General features: G+C 56.1%; 4 protein-coding genes. 1 reads left to right on the forward strand and 3 read right to left on the reverse strand.

What is annotated here, in order from left to right; translation table 11 throughout:
- Nucleotides 1-220 precede the first annotated feature (220 nt).
- Nucleotides 221-1,111, reverse strand: a complete 891-nt coding sequence (locus tag C0039_RS20150) for a universal stress protein (RefSeq protein WP_165787203.1) — start codon at nt 1,109-1,111, stop codon at nt 221-223.
- A gap of 336 nt (nt 1,112-1,447) precedes the next feature.
- Here C0039_RS20150 and C0039_RS20155 point away from each other — a divergent pair, with 336 nt between their 5' ends.
- Entirely contained in the window at nt 1,448-2,086 is a 639-nt protein-coding gene (locus tag C0039_RS20155) for a DUF1330 domain-containing protein (RefSeq protein ID WP_232334799.1), read from the forward strand.
- A gap of 52 nt (nt 2,087-2,138) precedes the next feature.
- Here the strand turns inward: C0039_RS20155 and C0039_RS20160 are convergent, their stop codons facing one another.
- Entirely contained in the window at nt 2,139-4,244 is a 2,106-nt protein-coding gene (locus C0039_RS20160) for a PQQ-dependent dehydrogenase, methanol/ethanol family (RefSeq protein ID WP_207796498.1), read from the reverse strand.
- Between the two features lie 351 nt (nt 4,245-4,595).
- A partial coding sequence (locus C0039_RS20165; protein WP_243391679.1) for a TonB-dependent receptor occupies nt 4,596-6,247 on the reverse strand: 1,652 nt, incomplete at its 5' end.

Genomic DNA, 6,247 nt, shown 5'->3' on the forward strand with positions numbered 1-6,247 from the left:
TGCATTACCTGCGTTCGAGTCTTTCAGTGTAGGGGCACCGTGTGGCTAGTTCCCCCTGGTGCAAACTCATACCAGGCCAATTGTTATATCCACTCAGACTCTTTTCAAGACCCTTTTTATTCTCACAACAGCCATCATGGAATTTCAGGCCACGTCCTGCCGGTGGCGCCGCGCGGTTGAAATTGAATGGTATGCTGTTACCCGTGGTTTTCACCTGCCGTCAGTTATTCTGATTCGTCCAGACCAGAACATCGCAGCTCGCATTTTGTAGCACTTTCTGCGTAACACTGCCAAGAAGCGCCTGCCTGACTCGACTCCTGGTTCCAGGTCCGATTACAAGCAAGTCTACCTCTGTACTCGATGTTGCCTGGACCAGGGTATCTGCGGGGGCACCGACATAAACCCGTACTATGATTCGCGACGAGTGGGACCGCAGCTCTCTTGCCATGTCCCGAAGGCATTTTTTTGCCTGCACTACCAGTTTCTCCCGGTGGGCTGACAAGCCATCCATACCCGTTCCTGCGCGCACCATTACCTCCTCAAACTGAGCCGAAATATACACGGCATGAAAGAGGTGGAGTACCGCACTCGGAAACAGCGCCGCGACCATTGGGCCAATAGTCCGTGACTCATCAGCGGGATCCACTGCAATCGCGATACTCTGATACTGTTGTTCGACTGGCCGTTTAACTACAAGTACTGGGACCACGCTAGTGCGAATGACGCGATCCGTTGTGGAGCCAATAATCTTCTCCATAACCGAAGGTTTCTGATTCGCCTGCATAACCACCAGGTCCGCCGATATTTCCTTCGCTACCTCGTCGAGTTGTTGAGACGGAGGCCCGGTTTCAATGCGAATGTCGACCGAGTCGACCCCGGCAACCTGCTCGGCGACCGCGGCAACTACCTGCTCACGACTGATTAACTCCAACTGTTGCTGCATCTCCATCAGGTCTGTCGCAGGCAGAGCGCTCGCTGTGAGTCTCTCGACCACATGAACCACTGTGAGTCTCGCTTGATGAGTGCGCGCAACTTCTGCGGCGCGCAGGAGCACAGAATGATCGAGCGGAAATAGCCCCACTGCCGCCATGATGTTTGTAACTGTCTTCATTTGAGTCCCTGGCGCTCTTCGCGCGAAATGCATTCTCACGGAAACGTATGCGAAACGCGTGACTGCTCTTTGCCTGAGTTACTATACACCACCGCAGGTGAAGCGCGTTGCTATGAAATCGGCAGAACGCAGAGCCGGGTGAAGTCCGTTCCGTTTTATAAGCTGCATGAAATTCTCACCTGGGCCAATAGTCAACTTTATGAGGCGCCTCCGCGATCTCTGGTGGACTATACTCATTATCGACCGACGGATGGTGGATAAATTTTCAGGTCACAGACAATCACACCCAATAGATTGTGTGCTATCCATGTAGAGATCAAAGCTGGAGTTGGAGAAATGAACAACAAAGTCTACGCCATTGTTGATGTGAATATCATCGACCCCGAAGGTTACGCCGAATATATGCGGCGTGTCAGTCCAACGCTGAAGTCGGCGGGGGCTGGCTACCTCGTTCGAGGAGGTAGCCACAAGGTTCTCGAAGGAGACTGGTTGCCGCACAGGTTAGTCATGGTTGAGTTTGGCTCGATGGACGCCGCCAGGGCGTTTTACGCAGGCCGGGAGTACAGTGATTGCAAAGAAATTCGACTGGCATCCGGCTCGTCCAACGTCGTACTCGTGCAGGGCGTGGAAGACATCGCCAGTAGTAATCCGGTCAATCCACAGGAGAGAAGCTCGGCAAAAGGCTATGTGGTTTTTGATGTTAAAATCTACGACATGAAGCGATACCAGGACTTTATGCAGTGTATAAAGCCCACTATAGAAGCCGCCGGAGGTAAGTATCTTGTCCGGGGTGGTGAGCACGAGGTAATAGAAGGAGACTGGAATCCAGACAGACTGGTCGTTTTCGAGTTTCCATCTGTGAACAATGCGGAAGCATTTTACTTTAGCGACACCTATCAGGGCGGTGCCAAGAAAATAAGGGACGAATGCAGCTCTGGAAAGGTCGTCGTTGTGGAGGGGTACACAGACGCATAGCAATCTCACCCGCTCTTTCCGGGCGTTTACCTGCGCCACCCCTCATCCGACGCTACTGATTCGTATTTGTTGCCGCCTGTTGTCGCGCGTATAGCTTGTTGGCTTCAGACAACACATACTGACGAACATCCTCAGCGTCTTTTTCACTCAGGTAAGGTGCAAAGCTGATCATGCCCCTGCCCTTGAGTACGCCGCCAATGACAATATCCTGCCAGATATCATGCACCGCCTGGCCCGAGTAACGCAGGTCCGGGGTCAGGCCGCCGGTGCGCATGCCGTCACCGTGACAATAACTGCAGTGACGTTGATACAGCACCTGCCCGTGGTCAACAGCTTCGGCGCCGGCGGTAACCGGGGCGGGTTTCGGTAACTGGCGCTTTTGTTCACGTACGGGCGGCAGTTCTGCTTTGGCTCCGAGCTTGTACACCAATACGCGTGACAGGTTCGGTATGTCTCTGTGATGTACGATAGGTCCGGCTTCCGCGGCTGCACCGCCACCGAAGCCGACGGCTACTGCCACGTATTGCTCGCCATCGATGGCGTAGCTTATCGGCGCGGCCATAACCATTGTCTGGGTGTCGTGCCCCCAGAGCAGTTCGCCAGTGCTTGCATTCATCGCCTGAAGCGTACCGCTGGAACTGCCTTGAAACAGCAGGTTTCCTGCCGTGCTCAGTACGCCGCCTCCAGCGATGGGGCCAACCTCACTGGTCCAGCGTGCACTTTGCTTGATCGGGTCCCAGGCCAGTAATTGGGCGGTATAGGTTTGTGTGATCACCTCCCCCAGGTTGGGGATATCCGGCGGCACGTTGCCCATACGGTCAAAGCCTGTATTCCAGTAACCCTGGCCAGGCATGCGATCCCGCTCGTTGGTGGCTTGCAGAAACCTGATGGGTATCGACATCGACGGAATGTATACCAGTCCCGTCTGGGGCGAATAGGACATGGGGTGCCAGTTGTGTGCACCGGCATTACTGGGAAGACTGACGTTCTTGCCGTCGAACACCCTGGCAATCTCTGCTTCTACCGGGCGGCCTGTTTTCATGTCTACACCCGTGGCCCAGGTCATGGCCGCGCAAGCCTCGGCGGAGATCAACTCACCGCTGACCCTGTCCAGCACATAGAAGAAGCCGTTTTTGGGTGCCTGCATCAGTACTTTACGAGTTTTCCCGCCGATCTCTATATCGGCGAGAATGATATGCTGGGTGGCCGTGTAGTCCCAGGTTTCACCAGGCGTTGTCTGGTAATGCCAGACGTATTCGCCCGTGGCCGGGCGCAGTGCAATAATTGAAGTCAGGAAGAGATTGTCCCCTCCCCCCGGGCTGCGCAGTGACTGGTTCCACGGCGAGCCGTTACCCACACCAATGTAGAGTAAATCGAGTTCCGGGTCGTAAACCATGGAATCCCAAACGGTGCCGCCGCCGCCCCACTTCCACCATTCGCCAGTCCAGGTCTCTGCCGCCTGTTTCAGCTCAGGTGTCTCGAAGCCGTCTGAGGGATTGCCTGGCACGGTGTAGAACCGCCATGACATTTCCCCGGAATCCTGATCGTAGGCACTGACATAACCGCGCACACCCAGTTCTGCGCCGCCGTTGCCAATCACCACATTGTTACCCGCAATACGTGGCGCGCCGGTAATGGTATAGGGCTGCTCCCTGTCCGTGGTTTGCACGTCCCATAGAACGCTGCCATCATCCGCATCCAGCGCTATCAGTCGGCCATCGTAGCTACCAACGAATACCTTGCCATCCGCATACGCTACACCACGGTTAACGGCGTCACAGCAGCCCTTGGCAAGAAAGGCGCGATCTACCTCTGGATTATAAAACCAGCGCAGTGCGCCTGTTTTCGCGTCCAACGCGTAAACCATGGACCAACTACCAGAAACATAAAGGGTGCCGTCCACCATCAGTGGGGTGGCCTCTACGCCCCTGCGAGTATACATATCGAAGTACCAGGCGAGGCCTAGCTGGTTGACGTTGCCCGCATTGATCTGCTCCAGCCGCGAATGGCGCTGCTCACCAAAATCATTGCCGTGCAGGCGCCATTGGGTGTCAGGCGCAGCGGACACTTGCACTGGTTTCGCCGCACTGGCTGGCAATGCAAAGACAACAAGACTGCAGATTATCGCCGCAGCGCACTGTCGAATAGTTTTGAACACGTTTGTTTTTCTCCTGCTACGGGAAGTGACGACTATCGCTTGTTACGTAGCTTCTCATAAAAGCGGATGCCTGTTCAGCGCAAATGAGCTGCGGTGAGAATTGCTGGCAACAGGCTTTCCCGGGTGACGCCGAAGGGCATCCTGCCCAGGAAAGGAAATGCGCGCGCAGCGTCCACGACCCTCGACAATGCCGGGTTGAGGTCAGTGATCTATTACACCGGCACCCTGCACTTAGCGTGACGGGGCGCCGAATACTCGCGGCATGCCGTGCCCTGCTACAGCCAGAGGAACTGCGCAGGGCGTGCGTGGCGAGTATTCGATGCTGTCGGCCAGGGCCTGAACCCGCAACGATCAGAATCGATAGGTAGCCTGCACCGCGTAGGACCGCAGACGGTCGGTTGAGGAGAAACCGTTACCCGGCACCAACGGCTGGTCGTTGTTGTTGCCGCTGGTGTACTCGTCCGTCAGGTTCTTACCGATGAGTGCAACATCCCACATACCATCAACAGACCCCAGGCCCAGACGCAGGTCCACAGTGGTGTAGTCGTCCAGGCTCGCGTAATCGGGGTCCAGGTCTCCCGCAGTAGCATAGCCGTCTGAGTAGTTCACGTTCAGCGTACCGCGACCTTCCAGCGAACTGCCAATAGGCAGTCGATAGTCAACGTTGAAGTTGGCCGCCAGTTCCGGAGCAAAGTTGATGTTGTCGCCGGATGCATCGCGCCTTGCATTAGCCGTGCCGCGGTCTATACAGCCACCACGGTCAACCGGCTCGCTGCCGCTAATAGTCCAGCAGGGTGCGTTTTCGAAGTCCTGGTATGTCGCCTCCAGATAGCTACCGGCAAAGCCCAGCGTGAGGCGTTCGGTGGCGGCCCAGCGAATATCCAACTCCACACCCTTGGACTCGAGTTCCGCGGCGTTTTGTACGAAGAAGGCCGTAGCGCCGTCAAATATGCTGACCTGGAAGTCATCGACTGTGGTGTAAAAAGCCGTTGCATTCAGCGTCATCATGCCGTCCAGCAGCACGGACTTGATGCCAATCTCATAGGCCGTGGCCTTCTCCTCATCGTATTCAAAGAAGGGATTGTCATTAGTTTTCAGGAAGCGTGCATCGAAGCCGCCACCCTTGGTACCGGTGGCAACCGTAGCAAACAGCATTGCGTCTTCGCCGATATCGTGTTCCAGGGTGATGGTGCCGGTCACGTCGTCCTCATCGCGCTCGCGGTTCTTGATGTCGTGCTCAAAGGTACCCAGCAGTCCCGCATAGATGCCCTCTGAAATGGCCACCAGAGGCGTGCCTGCGAATTCGGTGAGGAAGCGGTCATACTCCGCCGCGGTGTCGCCGTAGGTGAGTGTGCCCGCGGGTAGTCCCGCTGCGCCGCTATAGTCCCAGCCGCCTGTAAAGGACTTGTTCAGCATATGACTGGCTTTCTTGGTCTCTTCGAAGTAGCGAACACCCACGGTCAGACGAGTGCTGTCGGTAAAGCTGTATGTGCCCGAACCGAATATGGCCCACATGTCCTGGTCCTGGTCCATAGAGTAGTCACGGGACAGGTTGGGCGTAAACGCAGCGGGCGCACCCAGCAACGGTGAGGCCAGCGAAGAGCCGAAACCCTCTATGGAGCGATAGTTCAGGTCACTTTCCTGGTAGTAGAAGCCGACGATGTAGTCGAAGGTCTCGCCACCCGGCGATGTCAGCCTGACTTCCTGGCTGAACTGGTCGTAGTCTTCGTTGGCATCTACCTGGATCAGGGGCAGTGCAGCAAAGTCACAGTCGCAGACGTCGCGGTATTCATAGGTGGCGTAGCCGGTAATGGAGGTCAGCGTATGGTCACCGATGGCCCAGTCGATGGTCAGGGTGCCCACGTCCATTTCGTTGTCGCTGAATTCGGCTTTGTCAGGAAAGCCCGGAAGCCCGGCATATTCCGGTAACACCTGGCCCAGGAGGGTGCGGACAAAATCTTGGACTACTTGGAGGTAGTCCATGTACTCGTATGAAGAGCGCC

Origin of the sequence: Pseudohalioglobus lutimaris (assembly GCF_002866825.1) — a bacterium.
GTDB lineage: Bacteria > Pseudomonadota > Gammaproteobacteria > Pseudomonadales > Halieaceae > Halioglobus > Halioglobus lutimaris.

Bases quoted from the DNA above. Each gene is read 5' to 3' on its own strand.
- C0039_RS20150 (WP_165787203.1), bottom strand. From the start codon at position 1,111: ATGAAGACAGTTACAAACATCATGGCGGCAGTGGGGCTATTTCCGCTC.
- C0039_RS20155 (WP_232334799.1), top strand. From the start codon at position 1,448: ATGAACAACAAAGTCTACGCCATTGTTGATGTGAATATCATCGACCCC.